Here is a 25,347-nt window from a genome sequence, read left to right on the forward strand (position 1 = left end):
CGCATCAACTTCTGACAATGCTCAGATATTTATTAAGCTCCGGGCTGCAGTGTAGGTAGTGCCGACAAACGACGGCTCGATCCCCGATGATGAATTTCTTCGCGTAGCTGCTCTGCTCCCTGATCCGGTCTTCACAGCTAAAGAAGTGACTGAGAACTTGCCGATCTCGAACCAGGCAGTCAATAAGCGACTCAACAAACTCGAAGAAAATGATCTGATCGCGTCGAAGCGTGTCGGCGCAGCTGCTGTCGTCTATTGGTTGACTCCGGCTGGGAAGCAGAAAGTAGGAGAAACGCTCTCTGAATGGCGTCAATCATCTGAGAGCCAGTAAACGACAGCCGAGCTGCCGACTCGTTTTCTCCCAACTTCTCCATTCTCGTGGAGTTGCTTCACCCGGTAGTTTGCTGCCTGGGTGGAGATTCCGAATGTCTCTGCAATCTCCGGGGCAGTCAGAACAGGCGTTTCCGAGATGCGAAACAACCGCTTGATATTCTCGTAGCTCAATTCACCCACCTTATCGGGGTCAGTCACGCTCATTATTCCATTGAATGTTGTTCCGCGTCAAAGAGTTTATGGTGGTGGCGGCACATTAATTAGATACGCGAACACGTCGCTCTTGGGCGATTACACTGGATGAATGTGAATTGCCCACCGTGCTAGGGACACGGCGAGCAGGGTTCGCGTAGGAAGCTACGCATGACAGACAACGACACTTCGAGAGAAAAATCTGTTGCACAGCGAGCCGGCGTCATCGGCTACGACCGACGCGGCCGGTGCCACCGCTGGGACCCCGTCCGGGCCACGCTCTACGTCACCGTCGACGGCGACGTCGTCCACACGGAGGAACTCGCCCGGCCGGCCGTCCAGCACTGGATCGACTACGTTCGCGACGACAAGTGCGGCTGGATCGACGAGTGGTGGAACACGGCAACGCCAGCGCACGACCGCCACCAGGCCGCGAAGGCGCAGGCGGCGGACATCCGCTACAACCTGGCGAAGGACTCTGCGCAGGAGGCGACGGCATGAACTGCCGCGTGGAAGCCCGCCACCGTGCCCACAACGCCGTGAACGAACTCGAAGCCGTCCCCGCGGTGATCGGGGTCGACGTTATCGCCCCGAGCGTCGATCCGACTGACCAGTGGACGCTGGAACTGACGCTCCGAACTGACGGGGTTCCAGCCGTCGTGAACAGCATTCTCGGCGAATACGGACTGACGCTCAAACACGCCGGCCCACGCAGCGACTGGTGGCACGGCATGGCTGTGGTTGAGCAGTAAGCTACCATCAGATATTTTTGAACCGGTTTTCTGCCCGTCGCGACGGTTGCGGGCTTCGCGTCGAAGTAGTACGTGACGTTGTTTCAATCCCGTACTGGGTTTTCTGCCCGTCGCGACCCGGTTATTCGGTCGTATCCTCGCCAACAAAAGATGGTGTTTCAATCCCGTACTGGGTTTTCTGCCCGTCGCGACAAGACAGGGTCGCCCTCGATAGTGTGGGGTTTCACGCCGTTTCAATCCCGTACTGGGTTTTCTGCCCGTCGCGACTCTTGAGCGGGACCTTTGAGACGAGCGCAGTCAGCGAGTTTCAATCCCGTACTGGGTTTTCTGCCCGTCGCGACGGAGATCCGCGAGTTTATCGCGACGCGTCCTGATCGTTTCAATCCCGTACTGGGTTTTCTGCCCGTCGCGACAGGTTCGAAGCTTTCACCCTCAATGTCGTTATTGAGTTTCAATCCCGTACTGGGTTTTCTGCCCGTCGCGACCTACGATCGAGATGTGCCGAACGATATCGATCGGCGTTTCAATCCCGTACTGGGTTTTCTGCCCGTCGCGACGGAACTCCGGTACATCAAACAGAAGCGAACGCGTTTCAATCCCGTACTGGGTTTTCTGCCCGTCGCGACCATCGTCCGCCTCGCCGGCGTCAGCAGCGGCGACATCCGCGGTTTCAATCCCGTACTGGGTTTTCTGCCCGTCGCGACAGGGGGTCGAAATACGGCTATATGGCTCAAAAAGCTTTCTCAGTCCCGCAAATTAGCACCCGACTACGTCGACCGGGGCTGTACAGCTACTTCATAAAGGTCCACGTAACCAGCATCAGATCACGTTGGATTGCTCGCTCGGCGGATCCTCGCCAAGGTCCGTCGTATCATCGAGACACGACTGACAGAGGCGATAGATCCGGATCCGGTCACCATCGCTCGGTTCAATATGCGATTCGAGTTCGTCTTCGAGCTCGACTCGCTCAGACTTGGAGACGTCGACTTCGAAGACGCTGTACTGTCGCCACGCCCCATATCGCTGAAGCGTTCGATACACTCGTCGACGGTTCGCATCGTCGCTGATGTCGTACGCAATTGCCAGGCGCATCGTTATTTTGAGAACGTGAGTGCGTGGTACTCGTCCAGTTCGTCAGTAATCGCTTTCCGTAACAGGATCGCCTGCTGTCGAACGGCCTTGCGGCGTGAGACGGTGTACTCAAAGTAGGGGTGTGTGAATTCCTCCTGCATGAACTCGTCAAACTTCGAGCAGTAGGTTTTGAACGCATCATCCGCCAGGTGATTGTCCTGGGTGAATTCGTCGTGCGTGATGACGCCCCGATTCACTAATCGTGTCACGAAGGCATCGCAGAAGATCGGCCTGAACTCTTCTTGAAGATCGAGTGCCAGTGACGGCCGACCGTGTCGGTCGGCATGCAGCACACCCAGGAACGGATCGAGGTTGTACTGCCGGAGCGCACTCAACACCTCGTTTTTCATGAAGACGTAGGTCAGCGACAACAGCGAGTTGATGTGGTCCTCCGGTGGCCGCTTCGTCCGTTTCTCGAACGTCCACCCGTCAGTGAGCGTCTCGTCGAGGCGGGTGAAGTACCGTTCGCTGGCTTCTCCCTCGACACCCCGAAGGTCATCTTTAGAGGTAACGTTGGTCGCTCGAACACCGAGATCCTTCAGCACATCTGTCCCGTGGACGCCTTTGCGGGAAAGCAGTGTTCTGCCGTTGCGGATTTTGGCTGCGATCATCGCCGCCGCGATATCCAGCTCGGTCGTCTCGGAGAGTGCGTACTGTGCCCGTCGAACTTCCGCGATCGTGTTCTTCTCCGGGACGAAGCTCCCTCGATACTGCCCGTTCTCGGTGAAGTAGTTCAGGATGATTCCGTGTTCGTTCGCTTCGGCTACGAACGGCGTCGAAAAGTTCACACCACCGAAGACGTTGATCGTGTCGAGTTTCTCGGTGGGGAAGGTGGCCAGTTCGCCCTCGTCACCGTCGACGTCCCACACGACGATTCGACCGCCGTCTTTGCGAACCTGCGTACCTTGTGTGGTGACGTAGACGACCGACTCGTCGAACATGCCTTCAGTCGCTTTCATACTTCACCCTCCCACCCGGTTCCGCGGGCTTTCTCTGGTTCGAGGATCGCCGTCTCCTCGGGCATGCAATACGAGCGTGCCGAACACGCTTCGCATTTCGATGGGTTGTCAGTGAACGAAGGGATTGTGTCAACGGTCATTGATTGAATCCGGGAAATAATCTCGGTTACCGTGCGGCGGTGTTCGTCTGTAATGTGGATTGCATGACGTTCATCAGTCGAGTAAAGATAGATGTATCCAACATTCACTGATTCGTCGATAGCATCTTCGAGCAGCAGACAATATGCCGCTATCTGTACCTCGTCACTCGGGTAGTAGTCCCCGCTTTCGGCTCGCTTCCGTTCGATTGGGGTGAGTGTCCCTCTGTCGCTCTCTATCAGGTCGATTTTCCCGTGTAACCCCAACTCGTCGGATCGGAAGTATTGTTCAGTAGTCCAGCCGCCACGTTGTGCCTGAGCAGCATGTTTTGAACGTCCATCGGCCAGTTCGTACGGCGTGCCAATCTGATCGTGATACCGTTGGTAGTAGTACCGGCGTGGACAGTACACGTATTCCTGTAACGCACTTACGTGAACGAGTTCGTCTCGAAAGCTGGCTCTCGTCATAGACCACTGAGGAACTCTTGGTCGTCATTACCGGTCAGTTGCTGTTCCTGCTCAAGAACGTGACAATGCAGATAGAGCGCATCGGTGCCAACAGCGAGGCTATGGAGGTCTTCGTTCTGAACGCGAATCGGATAGAGGAAGAAGAAGTCGTCGAGTTCATACTGCCGTTTCACCCGGTTTGGAGTTCCACTAACGGCATAGCACAACAGCCCAGATTCGTCGTCGATAGAGTTCTGTCCACGTTCACGAAGACTCTCGTTAACCTTCGTCACAGACGGGACGCGAGAACCAGTGTCGTTGGGATCGACATCGATTTGCAGCCCGGTTTGGATCTGTGGCTTCCGACTGGTATTCGACGTACCGTCTATCCAGGCGTTCAGCACAGCTCCCGTGAAGTACACGTTTCGGCCAAATCCCTCATCGTTTGTCTCTATCGTTCCGTCATATAGACAGAATCCGTCGACGTAGCGCTCTTGCCGATCGATCTTTGATCTCTGATCCGGTGGAGCACACTGCTCGAAGGTATTTCGATCAACAAACTCTACGTCGCCATATCGAAGCAAGTAGAACAGGTCATAGGTGGTGATGCGATCTCTTGTTCGATCGTAGACCAGTGCCTGAATGTTGTCACCCCGATACCACTGTAAGGCCGTCAGGACACGCCAATCAAGCGCGTCTGTAAACGCTTCCATGTCCCGGAGTGAAAAACCGGCCCCAGAACCGACGCCGAAGTGCCGCTCAATTCGATCAAGCGTCGACTGCTTGATCGCCTGCTGTTCGTCAGGGGGTGCATTCTGGAGGCGATCGTCCAGATGCTCAAACCCCTCGGCCGCCGAATACCGTGCATCGAATGTCTCGGGCTGCCGTGGTTCAGGATAAGCCGCAGCCAAGATATCGTCGAGTTCGCTTCGGGTGACAACACGTTCCCCGTACTCCGACAAGCAGTCAGCGATTGTTCGAGGAACGTAACATCGCGCCTGTTTCCAGTCGGAGGCCGATCGTAGTCGCCCAAGTCGCTGCAGAAAACTATCTCGGTTGTGACCAGCGAACAGAATTTGATCGACCTCAAAATCAATACCCACTTCGACTGCAGAGTTGCTTACCAGTACGTCGAACCGGTCCAGTTTTTCGGCTTTGTTTTCCTCATAGAACCCGTCGATCCGTTCGACGTTCCCATCGATCTCTTCGTCAAGCCACGTATGGATTCGTCCGACTTCGTGAATACCATCCAGCATGACGACTGTCCGGTCTCCTCGACAGAATGCGAGCGTGTCTTCCTGTTCCTCAAGCAGTGTCTCTGCAGTACCGAAAGTTGGAGCAGTACGCACGTCGAGTTTGACCGGTGGCATCACGCCGTACCAGCCATCGTCCGGTGATTCTGTGTACGAAGCCCGTTCTCGGCTGTCGTGCTCGGTCACGCGGAAGTACGGGGCTTCCATCGCATCCTCAAACAATCGCTCCTGACGCTGATCGGGCGTAGCGCTGAGAAACGCTACTTTGCGGAGCGCAACGATTTCCTCGTCTTCTGTTTGCATCTCGTCAAGGAGAAACCGGAGTGTGTTCTGTTCTTTCCGACCAGCGCGATGGAACTCGTCGACGACGGCTACCTCGAAATCCTTGTACTCACGTGATCCCTTTCGGTAGAGACCACGGCGCATCATCACGAAGATGTCTGGATTCGTAAGGAGAATCCGCTGGTCATTGTATCGTCCCGCCTGTCTGAGCCAATCGTCGAGAACTGCACCGTGAGAATTCGGCCCGAAGTCCTTACTTTGTTCGGACAGCGTCGCTGACGTCACTTTCATCACCGTTACGTCGTGATCAACTGCCGTCGTGGCCTGCCGTTGGATAGCCTCTTGCTGATCCGCGATGAGTGCGTTTGTCGGATAGATCGCGATTGCATCGATCTTGTCAGCGAGCACAGGGGCTAGCCATGATGATGTTTTTCCCCCGCCTGTCGGACTGTCATTGACGGCAACGAATCGGTTGGCATCGTCGAACAATTGCTGCAGCTCTCTCTGGTGAGCAAACGGAGATACGTCAAAGGGATAGGCTATGTCGTGGGTCCGTAAGGCAACACCTGCGAGTTCGAGACTCGTCATCGTTTGGTTTCGAGGAATGTGAGACCTGTTGGGAAACAGACCTGGTCGTTGTCCCCTCGATCGATTCTGATGTATTCGCCCGTGTAATCACCCTGGATCACGAGCGGCGTCGGCTTCATCGATTTCGTGATGACGTTTCCCTCAGGAGGATCGGGATAATCGTACGCTCCAATCGGATGGTTCAGTTGAAACTTTCCGGTCTGCTTGCTGGCGGATCGGCGTTGGATGTCGAGTCGAGCTTTACCCCGTTTCTTCCCTAACCTGATGTACCGAGGCAACCGCTCAGCAAGTTTATTAGGAGCGTGGTTACGTGAGATGACGAAAAACCTAAGCGGTGTTCCGTGTGCGAGTGATCGACGCCGCCCGTACGAAGGCAGGTTTTGTTTGGCGTTCGGATCGTCCTGTGCCGAATAATTCACTTCCGCGTACTCGTCACTTGTCGCATTGTAGGTCGTCGTCACGTAGTTCGGTGTCGTTCCCGAAACTGGCGCTGCAGGCGAGACGTACACGCTAGTGACGTCAGCAGTGTCCTCAACATAGGTGGGTTCGTACGATGTATCCACGTAGCGACCGCTTGCCAGCCCCAGAGCGTAGTAGAGGGCCGTGTTGAGGATGTAAGTCCCGGTGTCTGCCAGCCGTCCGACCTCACGCGACGTGAAGGTGACTTCACCCCGCGTCCTGAGAGTCGCTTCGAGAACCTCCATCCCTCTACTCCGCTTGATCGAGGAACGTCGTCGAGTGATCGCGCTGTTCAGTGAGTACCTCGGCAAGGTCGTCGCTGGTTGCGACATCGACGATGCTGTCTACAGTTTCGTTAGAGACCTGCTGCAGATCGAGACCCTCTGTGTCGATCGCCGCGTCGAACGCATCGCTGACATGCTCAGCTGTGCGAGATGGATCCAACGCCTCGGCCATCACGATGTCCGACACTGTTTCATAGTCCGTCTCATCGTCTGCCCGAAGTCGAGCGATCGTTTCCCGGGTGAGGTCGAGGTTCGCCGGTCCTTCTTCGCTCCCAACGTAGACGCCGAGAATGCGGTTCTTGACGCGGCCCAGCCGCGACGTAGTAGCCCCGTAGCGTTTGTTCTTCGCTGTGATTCCAAGTACGAAGGCAAGTTCCGCAGGAGTGGCGTCTCGTAGTGTAACCACACTGGGGAACATCGTTCCTGGCTCGAAGAAGTCTGGTTCCCGGATCGTCGCCTCGGCGGATTTGGCGTAGTCATCACCGGGGGCGTTCTGGAACTTCTCGTCGATCACGACGCTGGCGTCCCGAAGCGAATAGGCCGTATCGTACATCACCCGAGAGGTGATCGACACGTCGTTGCCTTCATCGCTGCTCGCGGCACTCCCATAGAGGATACAGTCAACGCAGTCTTGGCACATCTCGTTGACCTGCATCGTGCACTCGTCCTCATCTTCATCGAAGAGACCTAGATCTCGCTGGAGAGCTTTTCCAAACCGGCGGTCGCTCCCAGTCTGTTTTCGCATGAACATCAATCCAGGGGCGTAGTCCATCGAGCCGTCCTCAGCATCGAGTGCCACTGTCGCGATGTCGGCATCCTCGCCGTTCGTCGTGAAGACGGCGTGGCTTTCGAGTTCGCGCAAGACGAGAATATTTACGAAGTTACTCCGCGGGCGGAGCGTCATCTCGTCTGCGGGAACGGTACCGGGTTCAAGTTCGGGGTAGGTATTCTGGTCGATCATTGGTCGTCAGTATCTTCGGAATCGTTGTCGAACTGTTCACGCTGCAGGCGCAGAGTCGCCGCGTAGAAGCCGTCGGCGAGATTATTGGCTCGGCGTTTCAATCGGGATGGCTTGCCGTCGAACATCCCGATCAGGACTTCATCGACGAAGAACTCGGCGTACCGTTCGACGCGCTCGTCGTAGGTGCCGCTAATGTCACTGTCCTCGTGTGGAACGCGATACACCTGTTCACTCCGTTCTGGAACTTTCCCAACTCGTCCGGCGACAGCGTCGATCGCGTCCTGCCGGGAAATATCCAGTGGGCCAAACTGCTTGACTGCCTTGACGCTCTCACGGAACACGCGTTCGATCGCATATGGTTTGTCGTTGCCCGGGGCGGGGCGGATGACATCAAATGCGCGCACTGCGAGTTCCGAAATCGTATCACTCGTCTCTTTCATTCGTTTGATGTTTGTGTCTCACTGGTTGTCGATTCGATACCGGTTTCCTGGTCCAGCACTCGCGCTTCCTCCAGCAGATAGCGAGCGTCACTGCTATCATCGGCCTGCGCGATGCGCTTGAGCAGATGGGATCCGGGAAGCAACTGGTTCCGAGTCACGCGAAGGAACTTCGCGAACAGCGCGTCATTTCGTTCGGTGCCATAACCGAGTTTGATCAGTGCCGACGCGGCCCGAAGGCGGGATGCTAACTCAGACAGGCGAATCTCGCTCCCGTAGAAGTCGTGGACCTGCGTGAATCCAGCTCCGATGCGAGCGTAACTCCGGAAGTCACGGCCCTTGATATCAGGGATCGGCGATTCGGAGACATACACGCGCAGACCGGCGTAGGCTGCGACTGCGAGACCGACGTAGACTCCGAAGAACTGGAACTCCGTCTCGTTGTCCTCCGGTTTGTAGTACCCGAGCGTACGAGCGCCGAACTGGGAGCCTGGATCAAACCCTTGATCGAGCATTTCAGCCATCTGGCGGCCGGTATCCGTGTCGAACAGCGCACTCTCGAATCCATCGACGTCCGCCACATCAAGGTCGCCGGTGAGCCATAGTACCGCTTCAGCCAACCGTCCGAGTTCGATTTTGCTTTCTCCACTGAACTGACTCATCACGTCGCTGTAAGAGCGCCACGATAGCGGGGTGTAGAAATAGTCCGGAACCAAGTGGACGAACAGTCTCCCGCCTTCCCTTTCAGACGCCCCGGTCTCCCGCAGGGAGAGTTCGATCTGGCAGGGAATGCATGCGAGAAGATCATCAGGCTTCCCGGCATTCACGGGTACGTGATTTGAATACCCGGCCTGGAGCGTCGTCAGCGACTTCGGGGCCTCGAGGTCGCTTTTTCGCGTACTCGTGGTACCCCTGTTACAGAGGACGCACGTCTTTCCCCGCCTGGTTGAGTGGTACTCTTCGAAGGGATCACTGAGTTCATTATCACTCGCTGGCAGCGGTCGTCCGTCGATCGACACCACATCAGAGACATACGCTGCGAGTTCCGATCGAAGATTCCCCGCATGGGATTCCTCGACGATATCAGCCCAATTTTCATCATATCGACTAAGACCTGAACTAGCCCTCTTTTTCAAATCAACAGGATCAGTCAGACCCTCATCTAGCAAAAATTGCCCAATCCCATAGGCGTAGTCCCATCTCCCTCCAGCAGTCAATGATAGATCCACCTCATCGTCTTCATCGTCCTCAGAAGCGGCTAGCAACCCCTCCAAGATTTCATCAGAGACAGATAAGATATCACATGTCGCTTCCAGTCGAGACTCCGAGTCTGAAATTATGGGATCAACGAAAGAACGGCGTACAGTATATACAAACCTTGCAAGCCCGACTGGTCGACGGGAACGCTCAATATCAGATGGGATGTACTTCTCAAGCTCCTGCATTGTTTCTGCCATATTCTCTGTTGGCTCATCATTTGGATCAGCATCTGAGATAGATTCCTGAGCCACAGCAGCGAGAACAGTGTCAGAACCCGCATAAAAGAAGTCCTGATCATTGATTCCGTAGAAATCCTTGGCATAACGTGTAGACAGGTTCGATCTTAGATCACTCGGCGATGAAAAGGCAGGATGTGATTGTTGTACGTTTTCCTTAAGCTGATCTATAATCTCCTTGACGAGGTTCTGATCGAGTTCAGGTCGTTCCGCCTCCTCAGAAGCGAGATACACACACCCATCCTGATAGATAGCCAGCGGGTGGTATTCGAACGCACCGAGACATTCGGAAATCGCGCTGTTGAGGAGGTTCGTCAGGATTCCTTTCACATCGTCGAGGACGTGGCGGCGAAGTTCGAAGTCCGACTTGAGATATGCACGGTCTATCGCTGTCTGAACTGAGCCGTCTGTCGCCGCTTCTGGAGTATCACATGAGGCCAGGCCGTCTGCCACGCGTACGAACGGGCGCAGATCGTCAAACCGACGCGTCGTTTGATCGTGATTGGCCGTCCAGTCGTCGTGATGATCAATCGCACACGAGCGGAAGTCTTTGGGGGTGAGATCCGGTGCGAAATCGGCGAGCCCGAACTTATCGACATACCGTTGGACTTCCTCGGTGGGAATGTCGAAGCGGCTGTTTGGATCTGCGTCTCGCTCAGGGTCTAGTTTGTGTATATCATGGATGGTGAACAACGCGATTGCAGCCCGAAGATCCGCTTCGTCAAGAGTGTAGCCCCCAAGCGACCGAACGACATCGTTCATCTGCGCCAGAACGAATACGCCGTTTCGGACGTGATTGAGGAGCGATTGATCTGTCTTCCCGTGTTCAACGCTTTTGGCGGTCTCGAAGCCCCATCCAGCGTCGACGATCTTTGGATCTACTGACGTCCGGAAGTCCTCCAAGATGGATTCTTCTATCGAGCCTTCGATTCCGGCCTCATCACCAGTCTGAGAGTGAAGATTTCCGAGAATCGAGTCTAACACCTCTTCTTCCGAGCGGTTATCCGCCATTAGTAACTGTCACCTCCACATTGCCACAGCCTCTCGCAACTGAACTCCCCACACCAGAGTATTCCCCGAACAGTGCCACCGCAACCAACGCGTTCCGCAAGCTCTCATCCGCGTTTTTGAACTCGTACGCGCAGGTCCCCGTGAATCCCTGGCTAAAGAGATTTCGGGTCTTTCCGTCGTCGTTTTCGACGCGATTAACGAGCAGGCTGTGCGTGTCGAAACAGTATCCGTCCTGCTGTTCCGGATCAGGTTTTTCGATCGCCTGGGACTCGACCGCTGATTTCTCCACGTCCAGCTGCAGTTCCTCGGGACACGATCGATTCCACTTCCCTAGCAGTGAGTTGAACACCGCCCATCTGGAGGGGAACATTGTCGTAACGTCACCCGCCAACTCGATGCACGTCGGCGTCTGAAAACACAACTCGATCGTGGGGTCCTCGTACTCGCCGGCTGCTGCAACCAGCTCTTCGTGCGTCGTATTCGAGCTCTCGAAACTATCGACCTGGAGGCTGCCGTGACTGAGCTCGATCGTATCTCCCTGCAAGACGAGCGCGTTCACGAGCGTCTGGAAGATCTCGGAATCGGCCGGGTCGACGATGCCCAGCGTCAACTGGTACTCTTCATCAGGAAGCAGCGTCTTGTGGAAGTCCCGGTCGCTATCCGCGAACACACCTTGAAGCCCGCTGTTGTGCAGGCTCCCGAGCGGTGAGTCGTGGACGTGGGCACTCACCTCCGCATCGACGTCTTCCAACACACCAAGGAGGGCCGAATACACGGAATAGCCGTCGGACACGGGAACGGGGAACCGTGACCTGGGATGCGCCGTCACGTCGATCCGGCGCAACGCATTAGTCGACTGGACTGCTTGGTCGGATATCACGTCTCTGTTACACCTGTTGTCCCACCCATCCAATAAATATTGCCCATCAGTGGGATGATTTCAATTTCATGCAATCAAAATTTTACGTGTGTTAATCCCAGTTCTGTGCAACAGTACTACTTAGGTGGGTCAGCACAATAACCGGGTAATGCGGACGTACATCTCACCGATCGGCTTCAACAGCACCAGTGTCACGCGACCGCTGTTGAGCCGCGGCATCGACTCCGGTGATCAGGTCGTGTTGATACGACCGGACGTGGCGGAAGATCACGAACGGGCAGTCGAAGCAATACACGACGTCGAGCGGCTGGTTCAGGAGATCGAACCGGACATTTCGTTGACCACGGAACGGATTTCCCATACGGAGTTTTCGACGGCTGTGCTGGAGTGCAGTGATCTCATTCAGGCTGCAGAGGGGGAGTGTATCGTCACGCTCGGTGGTGGTGCCAGGGACGTGCTAGTGCCGTTCGTCGTGGCTGCAATCACGCACGTTCGATTGCTCTCTGCTGCGCTCTTCTTCAGCGATCTCGATGGGACGGTGCAGGAGTGGTCGCTGCCCCGGTTGACGGCAACCACTCCTGACCCGACGGTCGAGACCTTGGAGACGATCGCGGCCGTAGACGGTGGGCTCTCGATTCCGGAAGTCACTGCGCGAACAGGACACTCGAAGAGTACTGTCACCCGGCACGTCGGAGCACTTGCAGACGAGGGGATCGTCGAGACCTGGAAAGAAGGGAAAACGAAGTATGCTGCGGTGACGCTGACCGGACAATTGCTGTTGCGGGACGGGTCGTAACTACGTGGACCTTTTTGAAGTCCGTGTACAGCCCAGGTCGACGTAGTCGGCTGGCAAAATGCGCAGGTGAGAAAGGTTTTTGACCGCTATAGCTGTATTTCAACCCCCTGTCGAAGCAGGGAGAAAACCCAAGACGGGATTGAAACTTTTTGACCGGCGCGATGGTGCTCTTTACGAGTATGTCGAAGCAGGGAGAAAACCCAAGACGGGATTGAAACCCGCCACGCGTGCGACTCAACAGTCCGCCAGCGGTCAGGTCGAAGCAGGGAGAAAACCCAAGACGGGATTGAAACTCAGATGACGGCGATACTCGTTGGGAAGGATACAGCGGTCGAAGCAGGGAGAAAACCCAAGACGGGATTGAAACAGGTAATTGCTGAATGGGCCGACAGGCTGGGGGGTGACGTCGAAGCAGGGAGAAAACCCAAGACGGGATTGAAACTCGCTGAAGTTTGCGAGGACCCAGTCTCGCGAGAGGTCGAAGCAGGGAGAAAACCCAAGACGGGATTGAAACATAGCGAACATGCCGGTGACGGCGGCCGTGACGAACGCGTCGAAGCAGGGAGAAAACCCAAGACGGGATTGAAACTCCACGACCATGCCCTTCCGGTCGGCCTGGAGCAGTCGAAGCAGGGAGAAAACCCAAGACGGGATTGAAACAGTGGACACAGGATACGGTGGCCGACGCCGCGGGCGTGACGTCGAAGCAGGGAGAAAACCCAAGACGGGATTGAAACATCGAGGCGGTCGCCCACGACGTGAAGATGGATACGTCGAAGCAGGGAGAAAACCCAAGACGGGATTGAAACCTGACTGGCCGACCGTCGCGAAGTCTTCCTGCGTCGTCGAAGCAGGGAGAAAACCCAAGACGGGATTGAAACACGGCCAGGGTGACGACACGCTGACGCAAGTCCTCGTCGAAGCAGGGAGAAAACCCAAGACGGGATTGAAACCGCGTAGGTGGTACTCCTCGGTCGTCTGGTCTGGGTTGTCGAAGCAGGGAGAAAACCCAAGACGGGATTGAAACAAGGGTTCGTCCCGACCGAGGGCACGCGCCGCCGGAGGTCGAAGCAGGGAGAAAACCCAAGACGGGATTGAAACACGCCGACTTTGTGACTCGTGGCCGCGAGGACGGGTGTCGAAGCAGGGAGAAAACCCAAGACGGGATTGAAACGCCTCGACGACACCGGGAAGATGCTCATCCGCGTCGTCGAAGCAGGGAGAAAACCCAAGACGGGATTGAAACGATGCGGACCCGCCTGAGAGCGACGACGTCGAGGGGCGTCGAAGCAGGGAGAAAACCCAAGACGGGATTGAAACCTGACACTCTCCCGCGGCGCTGACGACCAGCCACGAAGTCGAAGCAGGGAGAAAACCCAAGACGGGATTGAAACACCTCGTGCGCGAGCACGAAGAGATGGACGTCGTCCCGTCGAAGCAGGGAGAAAACCCAAGACGGGATTGAAACTAAGCGAAAGACTGGTCAGCGACCTCGGCAGGCGTCGAAGCAGGGAGAAAACCCAAGACGGGATTGAAACACATCAGCAATTTTTCGTATGAGTTCTGAATCGCCTTGTCGAAGCAGGGAGAAAACCCAAGACGGGATTGAAACCGTGCTCGGGGGTCGAGTCGCGCGTCGGCACGTAGCGTCGAAGCAGGGAGAAAACCCAAGACGGGATTGAAACGTTTCCTGGACCAAGGCCAAGAACAGCGGTTGCAGGTCGAAGCAGGGAGAAAACCCAAGACGGGATTGAAACAGATCGGGTGGGCGCGTCAGCGTGATCGATCGATCGTGTCGAAGCAGGGAGAAAACCCAAGACGGGATTGAAACCATCCTCGTCGCCGACAGCGAGAACGACCGTGTCGGTCGAAGCAGGGAGAAAACCCAAGACGGGATTGAAACGAGTTGTACGGGTTCACGGCGCCGCCGCTCGCCTACGTCGAAGCAGGGAGAAAACCCAAGACGGGATTGAAACGATTCGTATCGGCGTATCAGTGGCGTCCGGAACCTAAGGTCGAAGCAGGGAGAAAACCCAAGACGGGATTGAAACAGTTCGACGCGCCAGTGAACCGTCTCGGCCAAGTCGAAGCAGGGAGAAAACCCAAGACGGGATTGAAACTCGACCTTCCGGGCCGTGACTGGAACGGGGCTGTCGTCGAAGCAGGGAGAAAACCCAAGACGGGATTGAAACCGATCGAGCAGCTCGTCGAGGTCAGCTCCGCAGGCGGGTCGAAGCAGGGAGAAAACCCAAGACGGGATTGAAACAGTACGTCGAAGCCGGCGACGGCCCCGCGTTCCAGCCGTCGAAGCAGGGAGAAAACCCAAGACGGGATTGAAACAGATTCCCGAGGACGGCGTCTCAGCGTTTGCGGTCGTCGAAGCAGGGAGAAAACCCAAGACGGGATTGAAACAACGTGGCTTACAGCAGAACCCACCGTCACTGTATCGTCGAAGCAGGGAGAAAACCCAAGACGGGATTGAAACGGCTGTTGAGACGTGAGCGCACCTCGTCGCCGAAGTCGTCGAAGCAGGGAGAAAACCCAAGACGGGATTGAAACCCGATCTCGTCGAGAAAGAAGCGTGTGCTCCGAGATTGTCGAAGCAGGGAGAAAACCCAAGACGGGATTGAAACTGTGACCAGCCTGCCGTGAATGTCTGTCAGGTCGAAGTCGAAGCAGGGAGAAAAACCAAGACGGGATTGAAACTGTGCTACTCGCGCCCGCGCTCGTCGGCCTGCTCGGTCGAAGCAGGGAGAAAACCCAAGACGGGATTGAAACAACGCTAATGCAGTTCCCGATTCTCATGTGTGCCGAGGTCGAAGCAGGGAGAAAACCCAAGACGGGATTGAAACCTGTCCCCGCATTCGCGTCTCGTTGACCCAGAGATGTCGAAGCAGGGAGAAAACCCAAGACGGGATTGAAACACGTCGAGGACGGTGTCCAGCCCCTTCGCTCGGGTCGAAGCAGGGAGAAAACCCAAGACGGGATTGAAACTCCATCGTCGCCGACGTCAGGCGCAGTCCCGTCAGGGTCGAAGCAGGGAGAAAACCCAAGACGGGATTGAAACTTTGATCTTTTGCTCATACCGGCCAGTGATCGACGAGGTCGAAGCAGGGAGAAAACCCAAGACGGGATTGAAACTCTTTCAGGTCGTCGACGGAGCCGGGCAGTTGTTTGGTCGAAGCAGGGAGAAAACCCAAGACGGGATTGAAACAGCAACACTGGCTGCCCGTGGACGTCCAGGACGGTGATGTCGAAGCAGGGAGAAAACCCAAGACGGGATTGAAACAGACCGAGGTCACGTTCCAGTGCGCTATCGCTGCGTCGAAGCAGGGAGAAAACCCAAGACGGGATTGAAACTACCCGGCGATGACACCCTGATCGTCGATCAGGTCCGTCGAAGCAGGGAGAAAACCCAAGACGGGATTGAAACCTCCAGTTCGTCTTCGAGGATCATGCGGTACTCGACGGTCGAAGCAGGGAGAAAACCCAAGACGGGATTGAAACTGCAAAGCGTGTGGTTCGGAGGAAAATGTTGAGGTCCAGTCGAAGCAGGGAGAAAACCCAAGACGGGATTGAAACTTCAACTCGCCGGTCCCGGACGTGCCGTACGTCGTCGAAGCAGGGAGAAAACCCACGACGGGATTGAAACGTCCAGCGCGAAGCGCGCTTCGGATGCGAGCACTCGTCGAAGCAGGGAGAAAACCCACGACGGGATTGAAACATCGTCGAGGCTGGACCGCAACCACACACGCAAGAAAGTCGAAGCAGGGAGAAAACCCAAGACGGGATTGAAACTCGCATTAAGACGAATTTCCAGAAGAATTTGCAAATGTCGAAGCAGGGAGAAAACCCAAGACGGGATTGAAACAGCATTACTCGATCCCTTCCTCGGCGTCACGAAACTGTCGAAGCAGGGAGAAAACCCAAGACGGGATTGAAACGTATCGGCGACGGACACGTGTTACTGTGGCGTTATCTCCTGTCGAAGCAGGGAGAAAACCCAAGACGGGATTGAAACGGGATGCAGCCCAGACAGGTCAAGGCGCAACTCGGTCGAAGCAGGGAGAAAACCCACGACGGGATTGAAACAACACGGCATGTCGGGAAATTTTTGGGGGAGGGTGGATCGAGACTCCACAACTCGGACACCGACCCCCTGATCGTCGGCAAATTACTCTTAGAGGTCATCACACACTCCCGCTGACCCCAATTCGAGCCGCCACCAGCAAGCGACGGCTCCCCAGACCAGACGAGCCCGGCACTACCGATCTTACCAAACACGACAGGGGACTCCCCACGGCTTGTTTGGTAAGACCACACCGGGCTGACCCAACGGGGACGTCCCGATGCACTGCTCGCGCCGGACCCGCCAGGCACACACCACCCCCCACATTTCACGAGAGTCAGTGGTCCCGAAACACACCGACCAGAACACCCCCCGTACCGAGTGAAACTCCGAGGCCGGCTCACACACGGATGCCAGCGACGGCACTCACGGACGGCCGTCACACCAACAGCACCCAGCCAACGGGCCAGCGCCGTGCCCGCAGCCACGGACAGCGATCACATGCAGCCCTGCCACAGCCGGCGGGACGCACGGTATCGAGCACGCTGGTGCCCACCCACCCGTCGAGTGAGCGCGGAATGCAGACGCCGGTGGTCACTGCGTGTGCTTACTCTTCAGACGTGACGAACAAGACGATGAGTGCAAGTCCAATAGATATCGCGGACAGCGGTTCCCAGTTCCCAGTCTTTCCCACGTAGTAGGTGGCTGCACAGACCGCTAGAATTCCCATCAAGGACACAGCTATCTCGACTTTCTCGTCGACAACTAGCTTCGGCACTGAGCCCTCACTCATGGTCTGAATAAGTGACGAATTTGGTTGTAATCGTTATGATTTCTCGGTCACGGGCACTGAATTCCTCTTCTGTACTGACCGGCCTCGCCCATGAACCGGATGTGATCTGGAACATGCTCACTGCGCCAGCGAACTGAACGTCTTTCTCACCTAATCCCTCTCCCGCAAGGAAACCCGAGGCAAGTTCGATGATGATCCACAGCGGGAGGAGAAGGATCAGTGATACTGCGAAGATTCCGATAGCTTCTCGGATCTGATTGTCTGGGGCCCCAGATCCTGTCTGAATGAAAATCAACACCACAAACCAGAGGGTAAGGACTTGGACCAATTCGTTTCTTTCCATCGTCATACGGAGGAGGAATTGTTGCACAAGTGTACTTTGTGATTGGTCGACAGTCTGCACTGACCGACTCCGATACGACTGACGGTCCCGGCGGAGCTGTACGCTGCCAGTCGCACCTGCCCCACCCGACCACGCCAGCATCGGGGGCACACCACAGCGCGGCCCTCAGAAGTGACACCCCATACCGATGCCCACTGCTCAGCCACTGGGAGGGAGCGCGATCTCGATTTGCGCGAGGGCCGCCGGACCGGGCCGAGCGCAGCGCGACCGTCAGAGGGACGACCGCCCGGGAGGACCGCCCCTCCTGCTGCGGGGCGGCAGGGCGGTCGGTTGTCATTGACGTGGTGCAGGGGAATCGAACCGTCGCTGCTCACTGTGCATGCTTACTTAGCGAAACTCATTTTTGACAGAGATCTATCTACTATTGTATGCGGAATGTCTTGGTTGGAAAACTACTCGGTTCCAAGACGTGGAACAATAGGTGGTACGTCTATGTAGGGTCTCCAGTTTTTGCGTTCCTCGGTGCCCTTTTTTACTGGCTTTTTGGCGTTCACCTAATTTCAGAACCATTGGCAGAAACCGTATTAATGGTCCTATTTCCAGGGGTGACAGTCATAATTGGCTGCGCGATACTCGCTGTAATTGACGAGATGTGATTCAAACGCGAGATATTCTGATGTGTATCTCACCTGTACTGACCGACTCCGATACGACTGACGGTCCCGGCGGAGCTGTGCGCTTCCAGTCGCACCTGCCCCGTCCGACCTCGCCAGCATCGGGGCCCACCACAGCGCGAACCTCCGAAGCGACACCCCACACTACTCCCCACCGCCCAACCGCCGACAGAGTGCGGGCTCGACGCCCGCGAGGGCCGTGAGACCGACCCAAGGGATCGACCTCCTGCTGCGGGCGGTGGGGACGGGTTGCCGGCAGCTGTCACCCACATGGCGCAGGACGTGCAGACCAGCGCTGCTCACTGTGCCTGCGGATTGACCACCGAGAAATGCACTGTGCCGACGGTTAGAAAAACATCACATAGCAGGTGTTTTTGCGCGTATTTGGTTAGAGCAATACATGGAGAGAGATACGAGCATGGTCCGAGCATTTGGTAAGAACATACTGTCTCTCCTCATTTCGCTCATTGTCGCCACTATCGCGATCGTGCCCTTCGAAGAGAGTCCTGAACCAGGGAGCCTACCGAGGCTAATTCAGGTTATTGTATTCTTTTCTGTATATACTCTTCTCTACTTGTGGGATTCCGGGCACCTGTAATCATAAATCAAAATCGTCTACTGATACGAACTCACCTGTCTGCTGGATTGATGGCCTGTACTGACCGGTCGGGCAGCATACTCGGTGCTCACTGTGCATGCGTAGTTACCATCAGTTGCCACAGAGGTAGACCAAAAGCGCCCAAGTCCATTTTTACAGGAAGACCTGTTTGGTGTCTCTATGAAACGACGGACGTACCTCGCGTCAATATGCAGTGCTGGAATTATGGCAACATCAGGCTGTAATACGATAGCAGGAAACCAAACCCTCTCGGACCCGACTGTGCATACTGAGTCACCTGGAAAGAAGGGTCTCATTTTTACGTCGAATGATGAAGAGGTAGGCGATTTCGGTGTCGATGGAAGCGTAGTATCCAATCGAATCGACCTCTCAACAGAAATTCCACACCGAGACGGAACAAATATAAAATCCATCAAGCTGAGAATATGGATGCCAGAAATAGCAACGGAATCTCCCGCAAAGGTCGCTGTCATTTCGCCAGTTGAAGGAGATAGCTCTCCACCACCATCGCTCTCACTCTATACGCCTGACCAAGCTCTCGGAACGGTGATTGAGATCACCGATTTGGACGACCTGGCCGATGAAACGATTAGCACACTCGATCTTATTGTCATACCAGAATCAGAAACGGCTACACAGCTCAATATCCACGTGACAATTGACCTCGCAGGCAGTGAATTTCTCAGCAGTGACTACACGCTCGATGGTGAGCTCCAGTTAGAGTATCCGGAACTCGCCAACTAATAGTCGACCTCATTTTACTGAGCTATATGTCTATCTCCTGTACTGATCAACGGAGAGCGGAACATCGGGTACTCAATCCGGCCATCCCGCATTCTACCAGATTAAGCCGATTCACGGCATCAGTGATGAGGCGAACAGGGAACTGGGCCGCATCTTCCCACCCCCCACGACCGCAGATTTATCCGAGAACGTGTTGAAGTGCAGGCATGTCCCTCGCTAGATACCGATCGGACGAGATCGAGATCTGGACCGGCCGGCTCCTGGCAATTGCAGGTGCCGTCCTCATCGTCGAGGCCGTGAGCGGGCTCTACGGGGCGAGTCTGGGCGGCGTGCCGCTTTCCTGGCTGGTCACGTCGATCCCGTTCGGAATCGGGTTCGCCCTGGTCCCGCTGGTGGTGCTCGGATCGTATCGCTACCTCGTTGCCCGCACCCCGACGTCGGCGCTCGTCGGCATTACGTTCGTGGCGGCGCTCCCGGTCGGGACCGTCGTCCTGGTCGCGTGGGGTGGCCTGGCGCTCGCTGGGGCGCCGATCCCCCAGGTGACCGTCCTCCCAGTCAGTGTCGACGTCGTCTTCTTCACGCTACTGGCTGCCTTCGCGGTAGGCGTCGCGACGTTCGGTGCCGCATTCCTCCAGTCTGCTCGAACGCGGCTGCTCGGTGGGTCGCTGTTGGCCTTTGCGATGAGCTGGGTCGTCCCGCTGAGCGCCGTGAAACTGACAGGCGTGTATCCGGGGTGGCTCGCGGATCTCCTCGTCGTCTCGGTGGCGACGACCATGATCGCAATCGGCTACTACTACCCGCCGGTCGCATCCGAAGGAGGCAGTGACTCAGCCATCGGTTCCCAACGTGATTAGAGAGCGTTGCCCTTTATCGAGCGAATCACACGACGGCCAATCCAAGTGTGGCTTCCACCAAGACGATCGCGTGGACTGCGACTTGATAGGCCACGAGTGAGAGGACGGCCACCCACACCGACCGCGTCCGAGCGTAGCCGAGAACAGCAAGGCCGAGGACTGGAATCCAGAGGAGATGGTGAACGTTGTGCGGGAACGTGGTCAGACGAGACGTGACACTAAGGATGCTGACGAAGGCAACCCCGAAAACGGGGATGTGACGGCGAGACAGTGTGTTCGTTTGGTGGGTGTCAGCCAGTGTCTGATACAGGACGCCCACGGCCACCCCGAACGCAACGGTGAGCAGGACTGTCATCGCGAAGACGATGCTGTCGGTGAGACTCGGTGGGATGGTGTCGATCGGTGCCCAGGGCATGAGCCAATAGTAGCCGATACACAAGGCTGCTAAGCCGGTCGCGTCGTCGTCTCCAACCAAACTGCGAACAGACTCGTAGATGACCCCACAGATCAGGAGGCCTTCCCCGATCCCGCGGAAGACGTCCGGTTGGACGAGGTGCAGCAGCACGAACTCTGCGGAGACCTGCGGGCTAACCCATTGTTGTGTGATCGCACTCAGCGACACGCCGAACATGGCGTTCCCCACGGCAGAGACGGCAGCAGCGAGTAGCGCCGGCGCGAAGATCACCGCCAGGGCAATCGGCCACGTCCCGTTCCGAGGCCTCGACGTTCCGAGGTCGAGCTTTCGATACCGAACGTACACGAGTGCCCCTAGTCCAGGTCCGACGAGCGATACCAGCGCCGACGTGGTGCCCATCGGGACTGAACCCAAGCCAAAGCCATCTACAATGACCTGTACAGTCTCCATGACCAGCAGCTTCCAGAGTTGAATACCCACGAGCGCCACGAACAGCACCCCAAAGCCGAGCGTGGTCGCCTCCCACCTGTGGTGGAGATCAGTCCGCAGTTCACGGAGGACAGTCATGGTCCTGATACGCTAATTACACGCATGTGACAAAAGTATTCACCACAACACCGAGGGACAGGCCTGAACGGTCTTTGCCACCACCCAGCCGCCGACAGAGTGCGGTCTCGACTTGCGCGAGGCCCGTTGGACCTGGCCGAGCGCCGCGCGACCGTCAGAGGGACGACCGCCCGGGAGGACCGCCCCTCTTGCTGCGGGGCGGGTGCGTCGGGAATTCCGGTCGCACGCGTCGGGTCTCACGATCCACGTATCGGCGTCGACCCGGGGACACTCACACGACGCGTCGGTCGACGGGGATCGCCCGCCACACAGCACTGGCGGCCCGACAACCCGCTCTCGCGACCCGAACTGCGACACAGTCATACTCGGTTTTCATACCCGATTTCGCCAGTACTGGCGGACCCAAAACCGAATATGAAATCCGACGACAGGGCCAGAGCCGCTCGAAACCACCGAAATCGGGGGTGAACCACAGCGAGGAAGACGACCACGAGACTGGACGCTCTTACACACCGATCAGCCGTCGGAAGAGAGAAGTCGGCGTCCACGACGGACCGCTGGTCCAGCAGCTCTCGAAACACGAGGGAGACGTCACAGTCGAGTCGGTTGGGGTGGCAACCGACCCCATGACCTGGCAACGAACAGCAGTCGAACCCAGTCAGGGAACGTGTATTATGATTGGTTCGATTCCCAGAGAGCGAGAACACACCGCATGCTTTCATCATCCCTTCCCCTAGCGGGTCGTGTCACGGGACGACATCGCCAACCATCACAGCACCTGTATCTATCCACCAACACCGGTCTTCCGTGGGTGCTCCCGTGACCAAGGCTCCTTTCCCCACCCGTCTGCGATCCGTGCTGTCTCCGCCCACACAGTCGACGGCAATGTGGGCGGCCGACTAAGTGGTCTGTCACCCGTCTGGATGGGGCCTGCTGACGCGGCCGCAGTCAGTCACCTCTCTGTGCGAGATCGCCGTGCCTGCCCAACGAGGACGCCGGTCACTCCGATTCACGGCCTACGTGACAGCGAGGGAGACTACACTACGTACAAGCAACCGATGACACGCTGTGAGATCGAACCGTGGCCCAGCCGCTAGCACTATATGGTCAGCCAGACTGATCATACATACCTGGACCAGATCGGATGTCGCTGGAACGATTTCTCACAGAGCTCGATGCGCCGTCACGCACACTCCTCGTCGCCAACCGCGACGCGCCACGACAGTTACAGACGATACTCGAAGAGACGTTCCAGGACCAGCGCGTTGACGTCACCGACGCGACGCTCCCGGACACTGACGCCGATACCGTCGTGTTGGTCGACGACGACAGCGGCAAGATTCTGGCGTCGTCACCGCTCTCGCAACTCGAACGGACGATTCTCCTGGTCAACTCCGACCTGTACAAAACCGGGACGAAGACGCTCGACACGTTCGAACTGCCCGACGTCCTCGCCGGCCTCGATGAGATTCCGTTTCGACTGCAGGGCTATCCTGAATCCAACAACGAGAAGCTCCTCCTGATCGTCATCTCCAGATATATCGAACGCCTGGCCTGGCAGACTAACGCTGGGCGACACCGGGCCTCGTTCCAGCACCTCTCACGGATCAACGACGAGAGCGGCACTCACTCCGTCTATCAGACGCTGGGGGCATCGGGTGTGCAGACCCACGTCTACGGCGTCCCGGATTGGATACCGTCGGAAGACCTGGGCCTCATCACACATGGCGGCTATACGGACGAGTTCACAGACGCGTGGTTTGTGGTCCACGCACCACCAGAAGCACACGCAGAGCAGGCAGCCGCGCTGGTCGCGCTTGAAATCGAACCCAGACTCTGGGATGGCTTCTGGACGTTCGATCCAGACCGGGTCGACGAGATCAACCGCTACATCGCACACAATCTGTGACAGCCGCTCACCGCTGAATGTCACACCTAACCACTAGGCTGTTTGTGCAGGCGATTAGGTGTTCAACCGGAAGATCATCCCAGAGTGATGGACAGCAACTCGCCTATCCTGTTCGGTAGTACCCTCAACGTAGTTCGCCCCATTTGTCCCTAGATCACCGTGAGAGCTGCCGTGATTAAAACTAATCAGCCAGATTATCCTTACTAAATTTTAATCAATTCTTTTATACTTGTGTCGGTGCTAGCAGACTGTAATAAGGACAGCACGGATGAACGATCGTTTCCCCCGAATCCTCGGATCTGCGATCATTCTTTGCGTTGGCCTCGCTTCGATTGCGTCTGCAGCGGCACACATCCCGAACGAACCGGCCCGGGGTGTCCTGTTTGGTGTTGTTCCACCGCTCATCCTCTCCCTGGGAATCGTTAGTGTGGGTGGCATGCTTGGTTCCGGCAACCTGCCAGTCGATTCTGTCTGGCGGCTCGTCGGATGGATGGTGTTAGGAATGCTCAGCGCAGCAGGGATGGCAGTCCTCGTCATTGAATATGAAGCGGCGCACGGCGTGACTATTATCCACTCATTCAATGTGATCGTGAATTCACTGGCAGGTGGAGCGACTGGTGGACTCGTTGTTGGGTATTATGACGACCGCCGACGCCGGTGGCTTGAAAAACACGAGACCACGAAACGGATTCTCGAAACTGTCCGACAGATCAACGAACACGTCGTCAAAGCCCCGGACCGGGAGGCACTTTTCGATGCTATTTGTGCCGAGTTTGCAGCGTCTGAGATCTACACGTTTGCGTGGGTCGGTGTGTTGGACCCTGACACCGAGACGGTGATCCCAGTGACGTCCGCTGGCGTCGCTAACTCGTATCTAGATGCGATCGAGATCTCGATGGATGATGAGACGCTATCCAAGGGACCAACGGCACAGGCGATTCAGTCAGGAGAGATCCAAACCATTCAACAGATTCGGACAGATCCCCAGTATGATCCATGGCGATCAACAGCATTGGAGTACGGGTTTCGCTCGAGTGCTGCGATCCCGATCCAACTTGTCGAGGAACGATATGGGGTGTTAAATATCTACTCGGACCGCCCGGCCGCATTTCAAGCGCGCGAACAGGCAGTGCTTAGTGAACTCGGCGACACGATTGCCCATGCGATTTACGGACTCAACGTTGAGCAGCAACAGCAGGAACAGTATCAGAAACTCGAACGTGAAAACGAGCGCTTAGACCGCTTTACGAGCATTGTGTCCCACGACCTGCGTAATCCGCTCAACGTCGCTCAGATGTACACCGAGACAGTCTCCGAGACTGAGGATCTCTCATATACTGATAAAATTGCAGATGCGCACGAGCGGATGGAGACGATGATCGATGATACATTGACGCTGGCCCGCGATGGTCGGGTCGTCACCGACCTCCAACGCGTGGATCTGCCGTCTCTCGTCGATCAATGTTGGGACGTGGTAGACACAGGAGAGGCGACGTTCGAGAATCTGCTTGAAACAGCGATTCAAGCGGATAACAGACGAACACGACATCTCTTTGAGAACTTGATCCGGAATGCCGTCGAACATACTGGGGAGGCGGTCACGATTCGTGTTGGGCCGCTCGATGATGGGTTCTACGTCGAAGATACGGGGCCCGGCATTCCCGAAGCCAAACGCGATGACGTGTTTGCACCTGGCCACACGACTGCCGACGATGGGACTGGGTTCGGACTGAGTATTGTCAAGGAGATCGTTGAGGCCCACGGCTGGGATATCCGGATCACAGACGGCGAAAACGGGGGAGCACGGTTCGAGATTACGAACGTCGAAACCGTCGAGTGACAACCACAACCTCTAGATACTGCTGCCACAGCCCAGTGCAAATCGGGACACTGTCCCACAAACCGTCAGACGCGCATCTGACGTGGTATTAAGTCTACTAGCCGCCCGCTTCGAGATGGAGT

General features: G+C 56.5%; 21 protein-coding genes and 2 CRISPR repeat arrays. Of the genes, 8 read left to right on the forward strand and 13 right to left on the reverse strand.

The genetic code is table 11. The annotated features are described in order from the left end of the window. The first annotated feature begins 58 nt into the window (after positions 1–58). Positions 59–331, forward strand: a complete 273-nt coding sequence (locus MU553_RS21835; RefSeq protein ID WP_247381615.1) for a winged helix-turn-helix domain-containing protein — start codon at positions 59–61, stop codon at positions 329–331. On the opposite strand, the gene MU553_RS21840 is transcribed toward MU553_RS21835, so the two are convergent. Then, the gene (locus tag MU553_RS21840; RefSeq protein WP_247381616.1) at positions 310–537 is read right to left on the reverse strand and encodes a winged helix-turn-helix domain-containing protein; all 228 of its coding nucleotides are present in this window, start codon (positions 535–537) and stop codon (positions 310–312) included. The genes MU553_RS21835 and MU553_RS21840 overlap by 22 nt on opposite strands. 159 nt (positions 538–696) lie before the next feature. Here MU553_RS21840 and MU553_RS21845 point away from each other — a divergent pair, with 159 nt between their 5' ends. Then, on the forward strand, positions 697–1,026 hold the full coding sequence (locus tag MU553_RS21845) for a class-II aminoacyl-tRNA synthetase family protein (protein WP_247381617.1): 330 nt from the start codon (positions 697–699) through the stop codon (positions 1,024–1,026). Beyond that, positions 1,023–1,277: a hypothetical protein gene (locus MU553_RS21850; protein ID WP_247381618.1), complete on the forward strand. Its 255-nt coding sequence runs from the start codon at positions 1,023–1,025 to the stop codon at positions 1,275–1,277. Before MU553_RS21845 ends, MU553_RS21850 begins: the two co-directional genes overlap by 4 nt. Before the next feature lie 80 nt (positions 1,278–1,357). Beyond that, positions 1,358–1,981: a CRISPR direct-repeat array (repeat unit 37 nt; unit sequence GTTTCAATCCCGTACTGGGTTTTCTGCCCGTCGCGAC). Between the two features lie 115 nt (positions 1,982–2,096). Here MU553_RS21850 and cas2 read toward each other — a convergent pair. The 9 genes from cas2 to cas6 are packed head-to-tail and all read right to left on the reverse strand — an operon-like array spanning position 2,097 to position 11,566. After that, positions 2,097–2,369, reverse strand: a complete 273-nt coding sequence (gene cas2 / locus MU553_RS21855) for a CRISPR-associated endonuclease Cas2 (RefSeq protein WP_247381619.1) — start codon at positions 2,367–2,369, stop codon at positions 2,097–2,099. Between the two features lie 2 nt (positions 2,370–2,371). After that, positions 2,372–3,367, reverse strand: coding sequence for a CRISPR-associated endonuclease Cas1 (cas1, locus tag MU553_RS21860; protein ID WP_247381621.1), 996 nt, complete (start codon positions 3,365–3,367; stop codon positions 2,372–2,374). Further along, on the reverse strand, positions 3,364–3,972 hold the full coding sequence (gene cas4 / locus MU553_RS21865) for a CRISPR-associated protein Cas4 (RefSeq protein ID WP_247381623.1): 609 nt from the start codon (positions 3,970–3,972) through the stop codon (positions 3,364–3,366). Before cas4 ends, cas1 begins: the two co-directional genes overlap by 4 nt. Then, a complete protein-coding gene (gene cas3, locus MU553_RS21870) occupies positions 3,969–6,074 on the reverse strand; it encodes a type I-D CRISPR-associated helicase Cas3' (protein ID WP_247381625.1) in 2,106 nt (701 codons plus the stop codon). Before cas3 ends, cas4 begins: the two co-directional genes overlap by 4 nt. After that, on the reverse strand, positions 6,071–6,778 hold the full coding sequence (cas5d, locus tag MU553_RS21875; protein ID WP_247381627.1) for a type I-D CRISPR-associated protein Cas5/Csc1: 708 nt from the start codon (positions 6,776–6,778) through the stop codon (positions 6,071–6,073). Before cas5d ends, cas3 begins: the two co-directional genes overlap by 4 nt. Before the next feature lie 4 nt (positions 6,779–6,782). Next, entirely contained in the window at positions 6,783–7,778 is a 996-nt protein-coding gene (cas7d, locus tag MU553_RS21880; RefSeq protein WP_247381630.1) for a type I-D CRISPR-associated protein Cas7/Csc2, read from the reverse strand. Beyond that, entirely contained in the window at positions 7,775–8,218 is a 444-nt protein-coding gene (cas10d, locus tag MU553_RS23695; RefSeq protein ID WP_282594422.1) for a type I-D CRISPR-associated protein Cas10d/Csc3, read from the reverse strand. The genes cas7d and cas10d (MU553_RS23695) overlap by 4 nt, the downstream gene beginning before the upstream one ends. Then, entirely contained in the window at positions 8,215–10,722 is a 2,508-nt protein-coding gene (gene cas10d, locus MU553_RS21885; protein WP_282594423.1) for a type I-D CRISPR-associated protein Cas10d/Csc3, read from the reverse strand. The genes cas10d (MU553_RS23695) and cas10d (MU553_RS21885) overlap by 4 nt, the downstream gene beginning before the upstream one ends. Continuing rightward, positions 10,712–11,566, reverse strand: a complete 855-nt coding sequence (gene cas6 / locus MU553_RS21890; protein WP_247381632.1) for a CRISPR system precrRNA processing endoribonuclease RAMP protein Cas6 — start codon at positions 11,564–11,566, stop codon at positions 10,712–10,714. Before cas6 ends, cas10d (MU553_RS21885) begins: the two co-directional genes overlap by 11 nt. Before the next feature lie 184 nt (positions 11,567–11,750). Here cas6 and csa3 point away from each other — a divergent pair, with 184 nt between their 5' ends. Next, entirely contained in the window at positions 11,751–12,398 is a 648-nt protein-coding gene (gene csa3 / locus MU553_RS21895; protein WP_247381634.1) for a CRISPR-associated CARF protein Csa3, read from the forward strand. A gap of 109 nt (positions 12,399–12,507) precedes the next feature. Next, positions 12,508–16,490: direct repeats of the CRISPR family, unit length 37 nt; unit sequence GTCGAAGCAGGGAGAAAACCCAAGACGGGATTGAAAC. Between the two features lie 584 nt (positions 16,491–17,074). Here the strand turns inward: csa3 and MU553_RS21900 are convergent. Together MU553_RS21900 and MU553_RS21905 are read right to left on the reverse strand one after the other, a co-directional pair. Next, complete coding sequence (locus MU553_RS21900) at positions 17,075–17,260, reverse strand: hypothetical protein (RefSeq protein WP_247381636.1); 186 nt, start codon at positions 17,258–17,260, stop codon at positions 17,075–17,077. After that, a complete protein-coding gene (locus tag MU553_RS21905) occupies positions 17,253–17,603 on the reverse strand; it encodes a hypothetical protein (RefSeq protein WP_247381638.1) in 351 nt (116 codons plus the stop codon). The genes MU553_RS21900 and MU553_RS21905 overlap by 8 nt, the downstream gene beginning before the upstream one ends. 1,452 nt (positions 17,604–19,055) lie before the next feature. On the opposite strand from MU553_RS21905, the gene MU553_RS21910 reads away from it, so the two are divergent. Both MU553_RS21910 and MU553_RS21915 read left to right on the forward strand, forming a co-directional pair. After that, positions 19,056–19,640 carry a DUF8121 family protein gene (locus tag MU553_RS21910; RefSeq protein WP_247381641.1) on the forward strand — a complete coding sequence of 195 codons (585 nt, stop codon included), beginning with the start codon at positions 19,056–19,058 and terminating at the stop codon, positions 19,638–19,640. A 206-nt stretch (positions 19,641–19,846) separates the two neighbouring features. Further along, a complete protein-coding gene (locus MU553_RS21915; protein WP_247381643.1) occupies positions 19,847–20,494 on the forward strand; it encodes a hypothetical protein in 648 nt (215 codons plus the stop codon). A 25-nt stretch (positions 20,495–20,519) separates the two neighbouring features. On the opposite strand, the gene MU553_RS21920 is transcribed toward MU553_RS21915, so the two are convergent. After that, complete coding sequence (locus tag MU553_RS21920) at positions 20,520–21,476, reverse strand: hypothetical protein (RefSeq protein ID WP_247381645.1); 957 nt, start codon at positions 21,474–21,476, stop codon at positions 20,520–20,522. A gap of 1,144 nt (positions 21,477–22,620) precedes the next feature. On the opposite strand from MU553_RS21920, the gene MU553_RS21925 reads away from it, so the two are divergent. Beyond that, positions 22,621–23,385, forward strand: coding sequence for a histidine kinase (locus MU553_RS21925; protein WP_247381646.1), 765 nt, complete (start codon positions 22,621–22,623; stop codon positions 23,383–23,385). A 268-nt stretch (positions 23,386–23,653) separates the two neighbouring features. Further along, positions 23,654–25,225 (forward strand): ATP-binding protein, encoded by a 1,572-nt coding sequence (locus tag MU553_RS21930; protein WP_247381647.1) that lies wholly within the window; start codon positions 23,654–23,656, stop codon positions 25,223–25,225. Positions 25,226–25,347 lie beyond the last annotated feature (122 nt).

It is taken from the genome of Halorientalis brevis, assembly GCF_023077655.1.

Coding starts and splice junctions, on each gene's coding strand:
- MU553_RS21840 (WP_247381616.1), bottom strand. CDS start 537: ATGAGCGTGACTGACCCCGATAAGGTGGGTGAATTGAGCTACGAGAAT.
- MU553_RS21845 (WP_247381617.1), top strand. CDS start 697: ATGACAGACAACGACACTTCGAGAGAAAAATCTGTTGCACAGCGAGCC.
- MU553_RS21850 (WP_247381618.1), top strand. CDS start 1,023: ATGAACTGCCGCGTGGAAGCCCGCCACCGTGCCCACAACGCCGTGAAC.
- cas2 (WP_247381619.1), bottom strand. CDS start 2,369: ATGCGCCTGGCAATTGCGTACGACATCAGCGACGATGCGAACCGTCGA.
- cas1 (WP_247381621.1), bottom strand. CDS start 3,367: ATGAAAGCGACTGAAGGCATGTTCGACGAGTCGGTCGTCTACGTCACC.
- cas4 (WP_247381623.1), bottom strand. CDS start 3,972: ATGACGAGAGCCAGCTTTCGAGACGAACTCGTTCACGTAAGTGCGTTA.
- cas3 (WP_247381625.1), bottom strand. CDS start 6,074: ATGACGAGTCTCGAACTCGCAGGTGTTGCCTTACGGACCCACGACATA.
- cas5d (WP_247381627.1), bottom strand. CDS start 6,778: ATGGAGGTTCTCGAAGCGACTCTCAGGACGCGGGGTGAAGTCACCTTC.
- cas7d (WP_247381630.1), bottom strand. CDS start 7,778: ATGATCGACCAGAATACCTACCCCGAACTTGAACCCGGTACCGTTCCC.
- cas10d (WP_282594422.1), bottom strand. CDS start 8,218: ATGAAAGAGACGAGTGATACGATTTCGGAACTCGCAGTGCGCGCATTT.
- cas10d (WP_282594423.1), bottom strand. CDS start 10,722: ATGGCGGATAACCGCTCGGAAGAAGAGGTGTTAGACTCGATTCTCGGA.
- csa3 (WP_247381634.1), top strand. CDS start 11,751: ATGCGGACGTACATCTCACCGATCGGCTTCAACAGCACCAGTGTCACG.
- MU553_RS21900 (WP_247381636.1), bottom strand. CDS start 17,260: ATGAGTGAGGGCTCAGTGCCGAAGCTAGTTGTCGACGAGAAAGTCGAG.
- MU553_RS21905 (WP_247381638.1), bottom strand. CDS start 17,603: ATGGAAAGAAACGAATTGGTCCAAGTCCTTACCCTCTGGTTTGTGGTG.
- MU553_RS21910 (WP_247381641.1), top strand. CDS start 19,056: ATGAAACGACGGACGTACCTCGCGTCAATATGCAGTGCTGGAATTATG.
- MU553_RS21915 (WP_247381643.1), top strand. CDS start 19,847: ATGTCCCTCGCTAGATACCGATCGGACGAGATCGAGATCTGGACCGGC.
- MU553_RS21920 (WP_247381645.1), bottom strand. CDS start 21,476: ATGACTGTCCTCCGTGAACTGCGGACTGATCTCCACCACAGGTGGGAG.
- MU553_RS21925 (WP_247381646.1), top strand. CDS start 22,621: ATGTCGCTGGAACGATTTCTCACAGAGCTCGATGCGCCGTCACGCACA.
- MU553_RS21930 (WP_247381647.1), top strand. CDS start 23,654: ATGAACGATCGTTTCCCCCGAATCCTCGGATCTGCGATCATTCTTTGC.